This window comes from Pseudomonas viridiflava (assembly GCF_003702045.1).
GTDB classification, from domain to species: Bacteria; Pseudomonadota; Gammaproteobacteria; order Pseudomonadales; family Pseudomonadaceae; genus Aquipseudomonas; species Aquipseudomonas viridiflava_C.
In genome coordinates, this window is record NZ_RBTP01000012.1 from 1 (window position 1) to 17,195 (window position 17,195).

The 17,195-nt window shown below is 60.3% G+C and carries 14 protein-coding genes; 4 read left to right on the forward strand and 10 right to left on the reverse strand.

Annotated features, from left to right (window positions below; translation table 11 throughout):
* From ALP40_RS02200 to ALP40_RS02225, 6 genes are all read right to left on the reverse strand, one after another.
* The coding region (locus ALP40_RS02200; protein WP_122206662.1) for a VWA domain-containing protein at positions 1-511 on the reverse strand (511 nt) is incomplete at its 3' end.
* A complete protein-coding gene (locus ALP40_RS02205; protein ID WP_122206663.1) occupies positions 504-998 on the reverse strand; it encodes a DUF4381 domain-containing protein in 495 nt (164 codons plus the stop codon). The genes ALP40_RS02205 and ALP40_RS02200, both read right to left, overlap by 8 nt.
* Positions 995-1,939: a DUF58 domain-containing protein gene (locus ALP40_RS02210; RefSeq protein ID WP_122206664.1), complete on the reverse strand. Its 945-nt coding sequence runs from the start codon at positions 1,937-1,939 to the stop codon at positions 995-997. Before ALP40_RS02210 ends, ALP40_RS02205 begins: the two co-directional genes overlap by 4 nt.
* A 4-nt stretch (positions 1,940-1,943) precedes the next feature.
* Positions 1,944-2,903 carry a MoxR family ATPase gene (locus ALP40_RS02215; protein ID WP_004883864.1) on the reverse strand — a complete coding sequence of 320 codons (960 nt, stop codon included), beginning with the start codon at positions 2,901-2,903 and terminating at the stop codon, positions 1,944-1,946.
* 299 nt (positions 2,904-3,202) lie between these two features.
* The gene (locus tag ALP40_RS02220; protein WP_122206665.1) at positions 3,203-3,952 is read right to left on the reverse strand and encodes an amidohydrolase family protein; all 750 of its coding nucleotides are present in this window, start codon (positions 3,950-3,952) and stop codon (positions 3,203-3,205) included.
* A gap of 30 nt (positions 3,953-3,982) precedes the next feature.
* Positions 3,983-4,342 (reverse strand): hypothetical protein, encoded by a 360-nt coding sequence (locus ALP40_RS02225; protein ID WP_122206666.1) that lies wholly within the window; start codon positions 4,340-4,342, stop codon positions 3,983-3,985.
* A 382-nt stretch (positions 4,343-4,724) separates the two neighbouring features.
* On the opposite strand from ALP40_RS02225, the gene ALP40_RS02230 reads away from it, so the two are divergent.
* Positions 4,725-9,581, forward strand: coding sequence for an NAD-glutamate dehydrogenase (locus tag ALP40_RS02230; RefSeq protein ID WP_122206667.1), 4,857 nt, complete (start codon positions 4,725-4,727; stop codon positions 9,579-9,581).
* A gap of 312 nt (positions 9,582-9,893) precedes the next feature.
* On the forward strand, positions 9,894-10,439 hold the full coding sequence (locus ALP40_RS02235) for a thioredoxin (RefSeq protein WP_122206668.1): 546 nt from the start codon (positions 9,894-9,896) through the stop codon (positions 10,437-10,439).
* A gap of 27 nt (positions 10,440-10,466) precedes the next feature.
* Here ALP40_RS02235 and ALP40_RS02240 read toward each other — a convergent pair whose 3' ends face one another.
* The 3 genes from ALP40_RS02240 to ALP40_RS02250 are packed head-to-tail and all read right to left on the reverse strand — an operon-like array spanning position 10,467 to position 11,989.
* Complete coding sequence (locus ALP40_RS02240; RefSeq protein ID WP_122206669.1) at positions 10,467-10,898, reverse strand: carboxymuconolactone decarboxylase family protein; 432 nt, start codon at positions 10,896-10,898, stop codon at positions 10,467-10,469.
* Positions 10,899-10,925: 27 nt separating this feature from the next.
* Positions 10,926-11,546: an FMN-dependent NADH-azoreductase gene (locus tag ALP40_RS02245; protein ID WP_122206670.1), complete on the reverse strand. Its 621-nt coding sequence runs from the start codon at positions 11,544-11,546 to the stop codon at positions 10,926-10,928.
* The gene (locus ALP40_RS02250; protein ID WP_122206671.1) at positions 11,543-11,989 is read right to left on the reverse strand and encodes a GNAT family N-acetyltransferase; all 447 of its coding nucleotides are present in this window, start codon (positions 11,987-11,989) and stop codon (positions 11,543-11,545) included. Before ALP40_RS02250 ends, ALP40_RS02245 begins: the two co-directional genes overlap by 4 nt.
* Positions 11,990-12,077: 88 nt before the next feature.
* Here ALP40_RS02250 and ALP40_RS02255 point away from each other — a divergent pair, with 88 nt between their 5' ends.
* A complete protein-coding gene (locus ALP40_RS02255) occupies positions 12,078-13,481 on the forward strand; it encodes a PLP-dependent aminotransferase family protein (RefSeq protein WP_122206672.1) in 1,404 nt (467 codons plus the stop codon).
* 198 nt (positions 13,482-13,679) lie between these two features.
* Here ALP40_RS02255 and acnB read toward each other — a convergent pair whose 3' ends face one another.
* Positions 13,680-16,280: a bifunctional aconitate hydratase 2/2-methylisocitrate dehydratase gene (acnB, locus tag ALP40_RS02260; RefSeq protein ID WP_122206673.1), complete on the reverse strand. Its 2,601-nt coding sequence runs from the start codon at positions 16,278-16,280 to the stop codon at positions 13,680-13,682.
* Positions 16,281-16,681: 401 nt separating this feature from the next.
* Here acnB and ALP40_RS02265 point away from each other — a divergent pair, with 401 nt between their 5' ends.
* A complete protein-coding gene (locus ALP40_RS02265; RefSeq protein ID WP_122206674.1) occupies positions 16,682-17,152 on the forward strand; it encodes a DUF1289 domain-containing protein in 471 nt (156 codons plus the stop codon).
* Positions 17,153-17,195 lie beyond the last annotated feature (43 nt).

The window sequence follows — 17,195 nt, forward strand, 5'->3', positions numbered from 1 at the left end:
CGGCGATGCCGATCCTGGCTTCGTCCAGCCAGATGCGCACGGTGCGGCGGTCGAAGGTCAGCGGGGCCTGGACGAATGCCTGGCTGCCGAACAGGATCAGGCCAACCCGGTCACCTTGCCGTCCTTCCAGAAAATCGCCCAGCAAATGCTGAACCAGCACCAGCCGGCTGACTTCATCGCTGCGCCACTGCATGTCCGGGTAATCCATCGAACCTGACACATCCACGGCCACCAGCAGATCGCGGCCACTGGCGGCAATGGGCAAGGGTTCGCCCAGCCATTGCGGACGTGCGGCGGCCATCAGCAGTAGCAGCCAGATCAGCAGAAACGGTGAGCGCTGTCGCCACGCTGGCAGGTTGGCCTTGGCCCGGCGGCCGCTGAGGCCTTCGAGTTCGTTCAGGAAGCTGACCTTGAGCGCGGCTTCGCCACTGTCGGCCATCGGCAGCAGGAAACGCATCAGCCAGGGCAGTGGCAGCAGCACAAATGCCCACGGCCAGACGAGTTCAAACATGTTTGCGAATCCAGGTGTCGACCGCCTGGGTCAGGCCGGTGATGGCTTTGTCATCCAGCTTGCACTCGGGTTTGTAGGCGCCCTCGACCAAAATCATCCAGCGGGTCAGACCCGCAGCGGGGCAGCGATTATCGAGGAAGGCTAGCCATTTTCGACCGTTGAGGGTGTGGCTCTGGCTGTGGGGGTAATGGTTGCGGCACAGGCGCTTGAGCAGGCCGTTGATCTGCTGTAGCCAGGCACCGGCGGGGGCACCGTCGTAGGGTTTGGGCAGGCTGGCCAGTTCGGCCAGCGCGGCGACGCGTACCGGGTCCAGAGGTTGCTCGGTGCGGCTTTTGTTGTCCTTGGCCGGCAGCCACGTGCGCAATCGCCAGGCCCCCCAGCCCAGCGCGGGAATCACCAGCAACAGCAACCACCAGCCCGGCGCGGGCGGCCAGAAGCTTATGGCTTGGGGGGCGATCAGGGGCTTCAATTGATCCAGTGGATTCATTTGCGCCTCACTGGACGCCGGGCATTGAGGTATTCGCGCAGTTGCTCGACCAGCTCGACCTGGGTGCTCAGCGGCATGAGCAGCACGCGCAGCTTTTGAGCAAGCAGTTCCCAGCGCGCCGAGCGCTCTTCGCCCTGAACGCGGTACGCCCGGCGCAACTCCGGGTCGAGGGTGTCGAGTTCCAGTTGCGCGCCACGTTCGGCGAAGCGCAACAGCCCGGCAGCAGGCAATGCGCGGTCCAGCGGGTCGGAGACAGGCAGCAGCAACAGGTCGCTGTGGCGCGCCAGCAGGGTGAGTTGCTGCTCTGCGGTATCGGACAGGGCGCGTTCGTCGCACAGCACGATGACCAGGCTGCCAGGACGCAGTACCTCACGGGCGCGCCTCAAGGCCGAACCGAAGGCATCGCGTTCGGCCGGAATCTCGGTGTGCAGCGACTGATTGACCCGCACCAACCGGTTGAGCAATTGCAGCAGGCTCTGTTTGCTGCGCCGTGGCTTGATCTCGTAATGCTCGTTGTCGCCGAACACCAGTCCGCCGACCCGGTCGTTGTGTTCCAGCGCCGCCCAGCCGATCAGTGCCGCCGCCTGCGCGGCCAGCACCGACTTGAACATTTGCCCGGAACCAAAGAACAGGCGACGGCTTTGTTCCACCAGAATGAAGATGGGCCGCTCGCGCTCTTCATGGAAGAGTTTGGTGTGCGGTTCCTGAGTGCGCGCAGTCACTCGCCAGTCGATGCTGCGCACATCGTCGCCTGCCTGATAGACCCGGACCTGATCGAAATCTACGCCACGGCCACGCAGTTTGGAGTGGTGCAGGCCGATCAGCGGACTGCGCTGGCTCGGCGTCGAGAAAAGTTGCACTTCCCGCACGCGATGGCGCATTTCGATCAGCTCGCTGAGCGTGACGCGAATGCCCGGTTGGGGGATCAGGTAGGGTTGCATGGGGTCAGGCGACGGCCACGACGTCGAGGATCCGCTGTATTACGCGGTCCTGATCGATGCCGGCAGCTTCGGCTTCGAACGACAGGATAATGCGATGGCGCAGCACATCGAACAGCACCGCCTGGATATCCTCGGGGCTGACGAAGTCGCGTCCGGCCAGCCAGGCGTGGGCCCGTGCGCAACGGTCCAGCGAGATCGAACCACGCGGGCTGGCACCATAGGCGATCCACTCGGCCAGCTCCTGATCGAATTTGGCCGGGGTGCGCGTGGCCATGACCAGTTGCACCAGGTATTCCTCAACCGCGTCGGCCATGTACAGCCCCAGGATTTCCTTGCGGGCGGCGAAGATGGCCTGCTGGCTGACACGCCGCTCCGGCTTGGTTTCGCCGTTCAGCGCTTCGCCACGGGCCTGCTGCAAAATCTTGCGCTCGACGGCAGCGTCCGGGAAGCCGATCTTGACGTGCATCAGGAAACGGTCGAGCTGCGCTTCGGGCAATGGGTAGGTGCCTTCCTGCTCGATGGGGTTCTGCGTCGCCATGACCAGAAACAGTGGCGAAAGGTCGTACGTGCTACGTCCGACACTGACCTGGCGTTCGGCCATAGCCTCAAGCAACGCTGACTGCACCTTGGCGGGCGCCCGGTTGATTTCGTCCGCCAACACCAGGTTGTGGAAGATCGGGCCTTGCTGGAACACGAAACTGCCGGTTTCCGGGCGATAGATTTCGGTGCCGGTGATGTCGGCAGGCAGCAGGTCGGGGGTGAATTGAATGCGATGAAACTGTGCTTCGATGCCTTCTGCCAGTTCCTTGATGGCCTTGGTCTTGGCAAGACCCGGAGCGCCCTCGACCAGCATGTGGCCGTCGGCAAGCAAGGCGATGAGCAGGCGTTCGATCAGCTTTTCCTGGCCGAGGATTTGCGTTGAAAGAAATGTTCGCAGCGCAATCAGCGCCTCACGATGTTCCATCGGTGACTGTTCCTGGCAGGGTAATCAGCCGCGTCGAGCGACGTCAGGCTGGGGGCGATACTTTAATTCATTCGGGCGGGTATCGACTAACGACTCTAGGGTTTTTTATGGAGTTTAGAGAGAGTTCCCGCTTTTATCTGGGAATTGTCCTACATGTTCTGTCCGTTCTTTGTAGGAAGTTAGAGGCGAGGGCCAGTGGTCGTCGATAAGATGACTCACGCATGCCTGAAAGTGGGAGCACGCTTGCTCGCGAAAAAGGGCGGTACACCCAATCACAGGCGTGCGGCAGGCCACGTCGATCATGACACCCGATAAAACGCTGCCGCATTGCTCCACAGCGCTTTCTGCGCACCCGCGTCACCCAGCGCTTCGACCACCAGATCGACATCACTCGGCTCGAATGGCCGAGGTGCACGAGTGGACGGCAGGTCGGTGCCGAACATCAGGGCGTCGGGGTTGGCAGAGTGAATGTCCTTCAACACCGCTGGCACAGCAAAATCGACACGTCCGAAACCGCAGGCCTTGATCCGTACGCCTCGCTCGGCCAGACGCAGCAACACAGGCAAGCCCTCAGCGCTCAGCCCCAGATGGTCGATGCTGACGGCAGGCAGCCTGAGCAGGCGGGTTTCGATGCCAGCCAGCTCGCGCGAATCGATGTACAGCTCCGAGTGCCAGCCGACCTGATCATGGACCCGCAGTGCCAGCGCTTCCAGTTGATCCAACTGTTCCGAACCCCCGCGCTTGAGGTTGAAGCGCAGCGCACGTACGCCGGACGCGGAGAGGGTTTGCAGCTCTGCCTCGGTGACGCTTGCGGGCAACTGCGTGACACCCACGAAGCCCGGTCCCAGGCGTTTCAGTGCAGCGAGCAGGTAGCTCTGATCGAAGCCCTGAAACGAACCTGAAACCACCGCACCGCCCTTGACGCCCAACGGTTCGACGAGCGACAGGTAATCGGCGACGCCAAAAGGCTCCGGCAAGAAGCCGTTGTTGGCCTGCAGCGGATAAGCGGGGTCGATGATGTGGCAGTGGGCGTCGAAAATGTCGGGCATGTCAGGCTCCTGATGGCGGTGCAGGTTTACTTAGGCGAGTTCGCTGACGTAGGTGCCCACGTCTTTCAAAAGGATGTGCAGGGTTTCTTCGACTTCGCGCAGCTCGGCTTGCGAGGTGCTGTGCAGGATTTCGTAACGGTCATGGCCGTCCAGTTGCTTGCCATCCGCCGGTTCTATTTCCAGCAGCAGGCGTTCGGCACTGAAGGTGACTTTCAGCGTTGAAACCGTGTGTGTCTTGTCGTCGCGAACGGTGATTTCCACTTCGTTCTCATCAGGGAAACGGCTCAGCGAGAACAGCTCGCCGTTCTCGCTGTGGCAGCAGAGCAGGGCCATGTTGTCGTATTCGTCGTCGCAGGGATTGACGATGAGGCTGGCAGTCTTGATGAGCATGGTCGGTTTCCGGTTTGTCGAAAGTGGGCGAGCAGTACGGATTTTGCCAGTCCCCGAGACATTTTGTCGGCCATTAATTGGCACTATCGTGCGAGTTGGCGTGCTAGGCGATGACCGAATATGTCGCAGCCTCGTAAGTAGTGTCCGGTCTGCTGTCGTTAAGCTGCACCAAAGGTGTGCGCGCACGAAGCCTTGGGGCTTGCTGTTTCTTTTTTCATCGCGTGCCCTGCGACATTCAAATGTGACTACCCTGACACGACAGGCGTTAGTACTTTAGCTTTACACTCGATCAGGTGGTGTCCATTCAACCGGACGCCGGTACACCCGGATCCCGACACCTTCTACAAGCCTCCCCAATAAAAGCCAAAGCGGAGTACCACAGATGGCGTTCTTCACCGCAGCCAGCAAGGCCGATTTCCAGCATCAACTGCAATCGGCACTGGCTCAGCACATCAGCGAACAGGCACTGCCACAAGTGGCGCTGTTCGCTGAACAGTTCTTCGGCATCATTTCACTGGATGAACTCACTCAGCGTCGGCTGTCTGACCTTGCGGGCTGCACGCTGTCCGCGTGGCGCCTGTTGGAGCGTTTCGAACACGCCCATCCTCAGGTTCGCGTCTACAACCCCGATTACGAGCGTCACGGATGGCAATCGACTCACAGTGCCGTAGAAGTGCTGCATCACGACCTGCCGTTTTTGGTCGACTCCGTACGCACCGAGCTGAACCGTCGCGGTTACAGCATCCATACCCTGCAAACCACCGTCCTCAGCGTACGACGCGGCCCGAATGGTCAACTGCTCGAACTGCTGCCTAAAGGCACCACTGGCGACGACGTACTGCAAGAATCGCTGATGTACCTGGAGATCGACCGCTGCGCCAATGCCAGCGAGTTGAATGTCCTGGCCCGCGAACTGGAGCAGGTGCTGGGCGAAGTCCGCGCGGCTGTGGAAGATTTCGAGCCGATGAAGGCGCGTCTGCGTGAATTGCTGGTCAGCATCGACGCCAACGAATCCAACACCGACGTTGAGGAAAAGGCCGAGATCAAGGTCTTTCTGGAGTGGCTGGTAGACAACCACTTCACCTTTCTGGGCTACGAAGAATTCGAAGTCAGCAGCGACGCCAACGGCGGCCAGCTGGTGTACGACGAATCCTCGTTCCTGGGCCTGACCAAACTGCTGCGCCCGGGCCTGAGCCGTGAAGAACTGCACATCGAAGATTACGCAGTGAAATACCTGCAAGAGCCGATGCTGCTGTCATTCGCCAAGGCTGCGGTGCCAAGCCGTGTGCATCGTCCGGCCTACCCTGATTTCGTCTCGATCCGTCAGATCGACGCATCGGGCAAGGTCATCAAGGAATGCCGCTTCATGGGCCTCTACACCTCGTCGGTGTATGGCGAGAGTGTGCGGCAGATCCCGTACATCCGTCGCAAGGTCGCCGAAGTCGAGCGCCGTTCCGGTTTCGATGCCAAGGCGCATCTGGGCAAGGAACTGGCGCAGGTGGTCGAAGTGCTGCCCCGCGACGATCTGTTCCAGACTCCGGTAGACGAGCTGTTCACCACCGTGATGTCCATCGTGCAGATTCAGGAGCGCAACAAGATTCGCGTGTTCCTGCGCAAGGACCCGTACGGCCGTTTCTGCTACTGCCTGGCCTACGTGCCGCGTGACGTGTACTCCACCGAAGTGCGACAGAAGATCCAGCAGGTGCTGATGGATCGCCTGAAAGCCAGCGATTGCGAATTCTGGACGTTCTTCTCCGAATCCGTTCTGGCGCGCGTGCAGTTGATTCTGCGTGTGGACCCGAAGGTCAATCTGGAAATCGACGTTGCCCAACTGGAGAACGAGGTCATTCAGGCCTGCCGTTCCTGGAAGGACGACTACGCCAGTCTGGTGGTCGAAAGCTTCGGCGAGGCCCACGGCACCAACGTGCTGGCCGATTTCCCGAAAGGCTTCCCGGCAGGCTACCGCGAGCGTTTTGCGGCGCATTCGGCTGTGGTCGACATGCAGCACGTGCTGAGCCTGAGCGAAACCAACCCGTTGGTGATGAGCTTCTACCAGCCTCTGGCCGGTGGACGTCAGCAGCTGCACTGCAAGCTGTACCACGCCGATACACCGCTGGCGCTGTCCGACGTACTGCCGATTCTGGAGAACCTCGGCCTGCGTGTGCTGGGTGAGTTCCCGTACCGCCTGCATCACGCCAACGGTCGTGAGTTCTGGATTCACGATTTCGCCTTTACCTACGGCGAAGGCCTGAATCTCGACATTCAGCAGCTCAACGACACGCTGCAGGACGCTTTCGTACACATCGTCAGCGGCGACGCCGAGAACGATGCCTTCAACCGTCTGGTACTGACGGCCGGTCTGCCGTGGCGCGACGTGGCCTTGCTGCGCGCCTATGCCCGCTACCTGAAGCAGATTCGTCTGGGCTTCGACCTGGGTTATATCGCCAGCACCCTGAACAACCACACCGACATTGCACGTGAGCTGACGCGTCTGTTCAAGACCCGTTTCTACCTGGCGCGCAAGTTGGGTTCGGACGATCTGGACGACAAGCAGCTGCGTCTGGAACAGGCCATTCTGACCGCGCTGGACGATGTCCAGGTGCTCAACGAAGACCGCATCTTGCGTCGTTACCTTGACCTGATCAAAGCGACGCTGCGGACCAACTTCTACCAGACCGATGCCAACGGCCAGAACAAGGGCTACTTCAGCTTCAAATTCAACCCGCGCCTGATCCCCGAGCTGCCGAAGCCGGTGCCCAAGTTCGAGATTTTCGTCTACTCGCCACGCGTCGAGGGCGTGCATCTGCGCTTCGGCAACGTTGCCCGCGGCGGCCTGCGCTGGTCGGATCGCGAAGAAGACTTCCGCACCGAAGTGCTGGGCCTGGTAAAAGCCCAGCAGGTGAAGAACTCGGTCATCGTGCCGGTCGGCGCCAAGGGTGGTTTCGTGCCGCGCCGCCTGCCGACCACAGGCAACCGTGACGAAGTGCAGGCAGAGGCGATCGCCTGCTACCGCATCTTCATCTCGGGCCTGCTGGACATCACCGACAACCTCAAGGAAGGCGTACTCGTGCCGCCGGTCAACGTGGTTCGCCACGATGACGACGATCCGTACCTGGTCGTTGCCGCCGACAAAGGCACGGCGACCTTCTCCGACATCGCCAACGGCATCGCTATCGATTACGGTTTCTGGCTGGGCGACGCGTTTGCGTCCGGTGGTTCGGCCGGTTACGACCACAAGAAGATGGGCATCACCGCCAAGGGTGCCTGGGTGGGCGTGCAGCGTCACTTCCGCGAGCGTGACATCAACGTTCAGCAAGACAGCATCAGTGTGATCGGCATCGGCGACATGGCCGGTGACGTGTTCGGTAACGGTCTGTTGATGTCCGACAAGCTGCAACTGGTCGCGGCTTTCAACCATCTGCACATCTTCATTGATCCGAATCCGGATCCGGCCACCAGCTTCGTCGAGCGTCAGCGTCTGTTCGATCTGCCACGTTCGGCCTGGACCGACTACGACGCCAGCATCATGTCCGCAGGCGGCGGCATCTTCCCGCGCAGCGCCAAGAGCATCGCCATCAGCGAGCAGATGAAGGCGCGCTTCGACATCAAGGCCGACAAGCTGACCCCGACCGAACTGCTGCATGCGCTGCTCAAGGCACCTGTGGACCTGTTGTGGAACGGCGGCATTGGTACGTACGTGAAGTCCAGCGAAGAGTCTCATGCAGACGTGGGCGACAAGGCCAACGATGCGCTGCGTGTCGACGGCAACGAGCTGCGCTGCAAGGTGGTGGGCGAGGGAGGCAACCTGGGCATGACCCAGCTGGGCCGTGTCGAGTTCGGCCTCAATGGCGGCGCGACCAACACCGACTTCATCGACAACGCCGGTGGTGTGGACTGCTCCGACCACGAAGTGAACATCAAAATCCTGCTCAACGAAGTGGTGCAGGCTGGTGACATGACCGAGAAGCAGCGCAACCAACTGCTCGAAAGCATGACCGATGAAGTCGGCAATCTGGTCTTGGGCAACAACTACAAGCAGACTCAGGCACTGTCGCTGGCGGCTCGTCGCGCCTATGACCGCATCGCTGAATACAAGCGCCTGATGAACGATCTGGAAGCCCGTGGCAAGCTGGACCGTGCCATTGAGTTCCTGCCGGCCGAAGACCAGATCGTCGAGCGTGTGTCGGCCGGTCATGGCCTGAGCCGTGCCGAGCTGTCGGTACTGATCTCGTACAGCAAGATCGACCTCAAGGAAGCGTTGCTGGAATCCCGTGTTCCGGATGACGACTACCTGGCACGTGACATGGAAACCGCGTTCCCGCCATCGCTGGGCGCCAAGTTCTCTGTGGCCATGCGCGGTCACCGTCTGAAGCGTGAAATCGTCAGCACCCAGATCGCCAACGACCTGGTCAACCACATGGGCATCACGTTCGTGCAGCGACTCAAAGAGTCGACCGGCATGAGCGCTGCCAGCGTGGCCGGTGCCTACGTGATCGTGCGTGACATCTTCCACCTCCCGCACTGGTTCCGTCAGATCGAGGCGCTGGACTACAAGGTGTCGGCGGAAATCCAGCTGGCGCTGATGGACGAACTGATGCGTCTGGGGCGTCGCGCCACACGCTGGTTCCTGCGCAGCCGTCGCAATGAACTGGACGCTGGCCGTGACGTGGCGCACTTCGGTCCGCACATTGCAGCACTGGGTCTGAAGCTCGACGAGTTGCTGGAAGGTCCGACCCGCGAAGTCTGGCAGACCCGCTATCAGGCGTATGTTGAAGCCGGTGTGCCTGAACTGCTGGCGCGTATGGTCGCAGGCACCACTCACCTGTACACGCTGTTGCCGATCATCGAAGCCTCCGATGTCACGGGGCAGAACGCTGCCGACGTGGCCAAGGTCTACTTCGCCGTGGGCAGTGCGCTGGACGTGACCTGGTACTTGCAGCAGATCAGCAGCCTGCCGGTGGAAAACAACTGGCAGGCCCTGGCCCGCGAAGCGTTCCGCGACGACATCGACTGGCAGCAGCGGGCGATCACCGTATCGGTTCTGCAGATGGCAGACGGTCCGGCCGACGTGGAAGAGCGTCTGGCGCTGTGGCTTGAACAGCACGCGCTTATGGTCGAGCGCTGGCGCGCCATGCTGGTCGAACTGCGTGCTGCAACCGGCACCGATTACGCCATGTACGCCGTCGCCAACCGCGAACTGCTGGACCTGGCCATGAGTGGGCAAGCCGTCACGGTGTGATGGCTTGATCAGGTTGTGCGCTAACTGAAAACCCCGCATCGAAAGATGCGGGGTTTTTTAATGGGTGCGCTGATGACGGCAGACATCGTGGGAGCGGACTCGTCCGCGAAAAGTCAGTACATCCGACGAGTATCCAACGCCTGAAATGCGCATTTGCGGACAAACGAAACGCCGCCCGGTCCGCTCCTGCGGTGTTTGCCTTTAGTCAGCGCTGTGTTGAAGATGCAAGGAAATTCCTGCGGCATTGGCCGCTGAGCATTTACACGATCGGCGAGGTCAATACCCTATCATCCACTCTTCGGGAGAATAACCATGCAGGCAGACGCACTCACCTGGGGCCACGGCCCGCGCATTCTTGAAGTGTTCCTTGAGCCCACATGCCCGTTTTCGGTCAAGGCTTTTCGCAAGCTCGACACGCTGCTGGAACAGGCTGGTGACGACCGCCTCACGGTCAAGATCCGACTCCAGTCCCAGCCGTGGCACATGTTTTCCGGGGTTATCGTGCGCTGCATCCTCGCCGCTTCGACCCTCGAAGGCGGCAAGGACACTGCCAAGGCTGTGATGGCCGCCGTGGCTGCGCATCGCGCCGAGTTCGAGTTCGAACACCACGCCAGCGGGCCTAATCTGGACGCCACGCCGAACGAGATCATTGCCCGTCTGGAAGGCTACAGCGGCGTGCAGCTGGCCGAAGCCTTTGCGCAGCCCGAGCTTGAACACGTTATCAAATGGCACTGTAAATACGCCCGCCAGAACGGTATTCATGTGTCCCCGACCTTTATGGTCGACGGTCTGGTGCAGCCTGCCATGAGCAGTGGCGATGCGATTGAGCAGTGGCTTTCGCAGCTTGGGTTGAACTGAGATCGCCGCTGGTTGGGCGTCACTGATTCAGAGCTTCATGCCCACCGCTAGCCGGTTGAATGCATTCATCAAGGCCACCGCGAGCGTCAGGTCGGAAATTTCGGTGTCGGAAAAGTGCGCTTTGAGGGGTTCGTAAAGCTCATCCGGCGCGCCCTTTTCGCTGACATGCGTCAGGGTTTCGGCCCATGCCAGCGCAGCGCGCTCGCGTTCGTCGAACAGCTCGCTGATGCGCCAGCCTGCCAGGCAATCGAGTTTCGCCTGCGACACTTCGCAGCCACGCAAGGTCTGTGAATGTTTGCCCAGACAGAAGGCGCAGCCATTGATCTGCGAGATACGCAAGTACACCAGCTCTACCAGCGGCAGGCCGAGCGGGCTTTCTTCCAGCGCTTTATTGGTGGCGAGCAAGCCTTGGTAGGCAACAGGTGAAAGGGTGGAGAAGGGCAGTCTGAGTTGGCTCATGATGAAGCTCCAGTGTGAAATTAAGGGTCAGGCGCAGGCCGGCGTGCTGAACAGCGGCTGCAAGGCCAGTCGATTGCGAGCCTGCTCCAGCGCGCTGCGAACGGCTTCTTCGCCGAACACCAGCCCTTGCAGGTAGATGAAGCCGGTGTCGTACAGCCCCAGCGTGTTGAGCACGACGCGCAGGTAAGACGTCAGAAAGTCCGGTTGTCTGGCGCGCTCGCCCTGATGGAAGCCGCCCGAACCGACCAGCACATACACAGGCCTGTCCGCCAGCAGACCGGTTTTGCCTTCCGGCCCTGAGCTGAACGTGCGCTGGATGCGCAGCACGTAGTCAATCCAGAGTTTCAAGGCGGCGGGCACGGTGAAGTTGTGCATCGGCGTGGCGATGATCAGCACATCGCAGGCTTCCAGTTCGCGGATCAGGGTTTCAGAAACGTCGAACACAGGATCCTCGAAGGGTGTTGGCGTCGTCAGGGCGCGGGCGTAATCCACCCCAAGCGCAGGCAAAGGTTGTGCGCTCAAATCGCGTTCAGTCAGGGTGATACCCGGATGGCGGGCTCTTAGTGAGTCAATCAGTTCGCCTGCCAGACCATTGGCATGGGAGGCGAAGCCCTGCGGGCTGGCATTGACCAGCAGCACATTGTTCATTGTTGATTCCTCGCCCGAAGGTCTTGAGTGAAGTGCATGCCACGGGCCAGCAGCCCCTGGCGGAAATAGAAGCGTTGCGCCAGGGGCATGTGCAGACCTGTGTCCAGCACCAGGTAATCGCTCTGGCGGCGCAGAGCCTCATCGCGTACGCCATTCAGCAGTTGCGCGCCTAGTCCTGAGCGCTGCAACTGCGGACTGATCACCAGATCATCGACGTAGACGAAGCGCCCATAGAGCAGGTTTTCCAGTTCGCGGTAACCGGCCAGGCCGAAGATTGACTGATCGTTGCGCACCGCCAGCAGGCGATAGCCCTGGTCCATCTGCCTTTGCAATTGGTCGGTGTAACTCTGTACGTCGGTGAGGTGTGGTCGCAGCATGCACATCAAGGCAAAACTGGCCTGCAAGGCGTAATGGTCTTCGAGGTGTTCGATGATGCCGGTCATGCCCGTTATCCGTAGTGCAGATGAGGGCTTACTTTAAGTGGGCAATGACATAGTCTATAGAGCCAAAAATTGAACAAACGACTAGGCCATGCGGATTTCCTTCGAGCTTGATCGCAACCACTCGGCCCCGATCTATCGCCAGTTGTATCGGCGCTTTCGCGAATGCATGACCGACGGGCGCCTGCGCCCTGGCGACCGGGTGCCCTCCGTCCGGGCGCTCGCCGCCGAGCTGAACCTGGCACGTGGTACCGTGGAGGCGTCCTACCAGTTGCTGATTGGCGAGGGTTACCTGATCCCGCGCGGTCCGGCCGGGACCATCGTTTCTGCGCAACCGAAGGTGCATGTTGCGCCGGTCACTCAGGCGAAGGTCGAGCCCAGGGTTCATCAGGCGATTCATAGCGGCACCGCACCGCTCGCCTTGCAGATGGGATTGCCTGCACTGGATGCGTTTCCCCGAAAGCTCTGGACCCGACTGGCCAGCCGTCAATTGCGTCAGAGCGGTCCTGAGGGTCTGGTTTACCCGGGCGCGCAAGGGCATGGGCCACTGCGCACGGCCATCTCCCGCTATCTGGGCATTTCCCGAGGTATCACCTGCGGGCCCGAGCAGGTGTTTGTCTGCGCGGGGTATCGTGCCTGCCTCGACCTGATCAGCCACACGTTAATGGAACACGGCGATGCCTGCTGGGTAGAGGATCCCGGTTACTTCATGGCGCGCAATACCCTGAAACAGGCAGGCGCCCATCTGGTGCCTGTTCCGGTGGATGGCGGTGGGCTCGACGTCGCGCACGGTATCGCTCAGGCGTCGGATGCACGATTTGCAGTAGTCACCCTGACTCACCAGAGCCCCTTGGGCATGCCCTTGAGCCTTGCGCGTCGGCTGGCACTGCTGGACTGGGCCAATCGCCAGGGCAGTTGGATCATTGAGGACGACTATGACAGCGAATACCGTTATCTCGGGAAGCCGTTGCCTGCACTCAGGAGTCTGGATGAGCAGGGTCGCGTGCTCTACACCGGCACTTTCAGCAAGGTGTTGTTTCCGGGTTTACGCCTGGCTTATCTGGTGGTACCGCCTGAGCAGGTCGCGGCATTCGTGTTTCAGGCGGACCGTCTGCAAAACCATTGCCCGCTGCTGCTGCAGGCTACGGTTGCCACTTTTCTGGATGAAGGCCACTTCGCGCGGCACTTGAACAAGATGCGCAGTCTTTATGCCCATCGCCGCCAATGGCTGATCGATGCGTTGCATCATCAGTTCGGCGAACGCTTACACATCGACTTGCAGGCGGGTGGTATGCATGTTGTGGCTGTTCTAAAGGAGGGCGATGACCAGGACATCACCCAGCGCGCCCGTGCGTTCGGGCTGGCTATCGAGCCATTGTCGAAATGGCATCTGCAAACGACGCCGCGTCAGGGGCTGGTCATGTGCTTTACCAATGTTGTCAGTCCAGAGCAGGCACAGGAGCTGGTTGCGCGGTTGACGCACGCGTTTTCATGACGGCAGGTCCTGAATTGGTTTGTTTGTCGATGTGACGCGCAGCGTTGGGGCACGATCAGTCTCAACCCATCACCGATCGTTCCTCACGCTCCAGCGTGGGAATACCTTTCTGGACGCTCCGCGTCCGCTTTTTCTGCTTTATTGAAGGTATAAAAAACCCCGCACAAGGCGGGGTTCTTTCAATGCTGTGTTTCGCTATTACGCTTGAACGACCGGGATGTTGGCGTTCGCTGCGGCTTCACGGAACTCGGCGATCTGATCGAAGCTCAGGTAGCGGTACACGTCCGCTGCCATCGTGTCGATCTGCTGGGCGTAACCCATGTACTCCTCGACGGTCGGCAGGCGACCCAGGATCGATGCGACAGACGCCAGTTCGGCCGAGGCCAGGTAGACGTTCGCGCCGTCGCCCAGACGGTTCGGGAAGTTACGGGTCGACGTCGACACAACGGTCGAGTTCGGTTCTACGCGTGCCTGGTTACCCATGCACAGCGAGCAGCCCGGCATTTCCATGCGCGCGCCAGCCTTGCCGTAGATGCCGTAGTAGCCTTCTTCGGTCAACTGATGAGCATCCATCTTGGTTGGCGGCGACAGCCACAGGCGTGTCGGCAACTGGCCTTTGACCTTGTCCAGCAACTTGCCCGCAGCGCGGAAGTGGCCGATGTTGGTCATGCAGGAACCGATGAACACTTCGTCGATCTTCTCGCCCTGTACCGAAGACAGCAGGCGTGCATCGTCCGGGTCGTTCGGTGCGCAGAGCACAGGCTCTTTGACGTCGGCCAGGTCGATCTCGATGATCTCAGCGTACTCGGCGTCCTTGTCGGCTTCCAGCAGCTCAGGGTTGGCAACCCAGGCTTCCATCGCCTGAGCACGACGCTCCAGGGTGCGAGGATCACCGTAACCTTGTTCGATCATCCAGCGCAGCAGGGTGATGTTGGAGTTCAGGTATTCGATGATCGGCTCTTTGGCCAGCTTGATGGTGCAGCCTGCAGCCGAACGTTCGGCCGATGCGTCGGACAGCTCGAAGGCCTGCTCGATGCTCAGGTTGTCCAGGCCTTCGATTTCCAGGATGCGGCCGGAGAACGCGTTCTTCTTGCCTTTCTTCTCTACGGTCAGCAGGCCAGCCTGAATCGCGTAGTAAGGAATGGCGTGAACCAGGTCGCGCAATGTGATGCCAGGTTGCATCTTGCCTTTGAAGCGAACCAGGATCGATTCAGGCATGTCCAGCGGCATGACGCCGGTGGCCGCAGCGAACGCAACCAGACCGGAACCGGCCGGGAAGGAAATGCCGATCGGGAAGCGGGTGTGCGAGTCGCCACCGGTGCCGACGGTGTCCGGCAGCAGCATGCGGTTCAGCCAGCTGTGGATGATGCCGTCGCCCGGACGCAGTGAAACGCCGCCACGGGTCATGATGAAGTCAGGCAGCGTGTGGTGCGTCTTGACGTCGATCGGCTTTGGATAGGCAGCGGTGTGGCAGAAGGACTGCATGACCAGATCGGTCGAGAAGCCCAGGCACGCCAGGTCTTTCAGCTCGTCGCGGGTCATCGGGCCAGTGGTGTCCTGGGAACCGACGGTGGTCATTTTCGGTTCGCAGTAGGTGCCCGGACGGATACCTTCCACGCCGCACGCCTTGCCGACCATCTTCTGCGCCAGGGTGAAACCCTTGGTGCTTTCGGCTGGCTGATCAGGCGTCTTGAACAGGTCGAAGGCTGGCAGGCCCAGTTCGGCGCGAGCCTTGCTGGTCAGGCCACGGCCAATGATCAGCGGGATACGGCCACCGGCACGGACTTCGTCCAACAGCACCGGAGTCTTCATTTCGAAGGTGGTGATGACCTCGTCGCTGTCGTGCTTGCAGACCTTGCCAGCGTACGGGTAAACGTCGATCACATCGCCCATGTTGATGTTCGAGACATCGAATTCGATCGGCAGGGCGCCTGCGTCTTCCATCGTGTTGTAGAAGATCGGAGCGATCTTGCTGCCGAAGCAGAAGCCGCCAGCGCGCTTGTTCGGCACGTAAGGCACGTCGTCGCCGAAGAACCACAGTACCGAGTTGGTCGCCGATTTACGCGAGGAACCGGTACCGACCACGTCACCGACGTAAGCGATAGGGAAGCCCTGGCCGCGCATTTCTTCGATCTGCTTCATCGGGCCGATGGAGCCCTGTACGTCTGGAACGATGCCTTCACGGGCCATTTTCAGCATGGCCAGTGCGTGCAACGGGATGTCTGGACGCGACCAGGCATCAGGCGCAGGGGACAGGTCGTCGGTGTTGGTTTCGCCAGTGACCTTGAAGACGCGCAGGCTGATCTTGTCGGCCAGAGTAGGACGCTTCTTGAACCACTCGCCGTCAGCCCAGGATTGCAGAACTTCTTTGGCGTGAGCGTTGCCGCTCTTGGCTTTTTCGGCCACGTCGTGAAAGGCGTCGAACATCAGCAGCGTGTGCTTGAGCTGTTCGGCAGCGACCGGTGCCAGGGTGGCGTCGTCGAGCAGGTCAACCAGCGTGACGATGTTGTAGCCACCCTGCATGGTGCCCAACAGTTCGGTTGCGCGTTTTTTGTCGATCAAGGGAGAAGTGGCTTCCCCCTTGGCCAGGGCAGACAGGAAACCGGCCTTGACGTAGGCAGCCTCGTCAACGCCTGGTGGAACGCGATTGGTGATCAGGTCGACAAGGAAAGCTTCTTCGCCAGCCGGAGGATTTTTCAGCAGCTCAATGACGCCTGCGGTTTGTTCGGCGTTAAGCGGCTGGGGCACGATACCCTGGGCGGCACGCTCTTCGATGTGTTTACGGTAGGCTTCAAGCACAGTATTACCCTCATCAGTGGTCCCAAATGGGTGTCCGGGACGCTCATCCAGAAATTGTCCGTACCCACGCAAGACTTTAGAGCCTTGTTGGCAGGGTGTCGGCAATTCCTAACAGAAGCTGTTTTCAAAGTTTTACGCCTGCAGGACGGGGAGGAGAGGCGGCCGACACGGCCATTCGTGATGAGGGAATGGCCTGTCGACGCCGCACTGCGGGATTAACTTGACTGTGCTCGTGACGCTTTGAAAACAGCTTCCAACGGACATTGGCGCCTTAAAAGGCTCGCTGATTCTACGGCAAATCTGAACTAAAGGTAAGTTAGCCCCTACATGTTCGGGGGTGAAAGTGCTTAGACAAAGGACTAATATGAGTCCTTGTTTCGCCTGCCCAAGCCCCGCCAGCCATGCCTGATCACATCATCAAAACACCCTGCGTCGGCCTTTGCTCCACTGTTTACGGGGATTTGGTGTGCCGTGGCTGCAAACGCTTCCATCACGAAGTCATCCACTGGAATGGTTACAACGAAGACGAAAAAAGAGCCGTCTGGTTGCGTCTGGAACAATTGCTGGTTCAGGTGATGACCGCCAAGCTCGAAATTTTCGATGTCGACAAGCTGCGGTTACAGCTCACCCAGCGCAAGATCCGCTTCGTGCCCCACCAGTCCGAATATTGCTGGGCGTATCAATTGATCGCGCGCGGTGCCAGGGTCATCAGCCAGGTTGAAGCCTACGGATTCGTGTTGTTACCCGAATTTCGTAACTGGTCACTGCCGGAATTGCGCGATGCGATCGACCGGGAATTCTTCCTGCTTTCCGAAGCGCACTATCAGCGTTATATAGCGCCGGGCTTTCTCAGGGACGCTTTCGGCGCCTGATCCGCTTCGCGCTTTTGTCTCGCGGGACGTCCACAGCCCTCGT